Origin of the sequence: Brachyspira catarrhinii, from assembly GCF_005518285.1 — a bacterium.
In the GTDB taxonomy this organism is placed as follows: domain Bacteria; phylum Spirochaetota; class Brachyspiria; order Brachyspirales; family Brachyspiraceae; genus Brachyspira; species Brachyspira catarrhinii.
This window is the reverse complement of record NZ_SJDU01000769.1, coordinates 1-478: the sequence shown is the minus strand read 5'-3', so window position 1 is coordinate 478 and position 478 is coordinate 1. Positions and strand designations below refer to the sequence as shown.

The window sequence follows — 478 nt, the reverse complement described above, 5'->3', positions numbered from 1 at the left end:
CGATCTCAAATTGGCTTCGGTTATTTCCGCTCCAGTAATAGCTTTAATTTTCGCTATGATTTTAAGCAATTTTGGAATAATTCCCACTATAGCTCCGACTTACGATATAGTATGGAATTATATAGTCCCGTTATCGATACCTTTGTTATTAATAAAATGCGATATAAAAAGAATATGGAAAGAAAGCGGAAGATTATTAATAATTTTTTTAATAGGTTCTTTCGGCACAACCGCTGGGACTTTAACGGCTTATTTTTTACTAAAAAATTATATAAACGAAATAGAAGGAGTCGCCGCTATGATAACGGGAACTTATATTGGAGGCACGGTTAATCTTATGGCTTTGGCGGATACTTTTAATGTTTCGGAAAAAACGATTTCCGCCGTAACTGTCGCCGATAATTTTTTAATGGCTTTATATTTTTTCGTTCTTATATCAATATCTTCGATTAAAATTTTTAGAAGAATTTACAAGCAT

At 32.4% G+C, this 478-nt stretch carries 1 protein-coding gene; it reads left to right on the top strand.

From position 1 onward, the window contains the following. A partial coding sequence (locus tag EZH24_RS13395) for a DUF819 family protein (RefSeq protein WP_137999485.1) occupies positions 1 to 478 on the top strand: 478 nt, incomplete at both ends.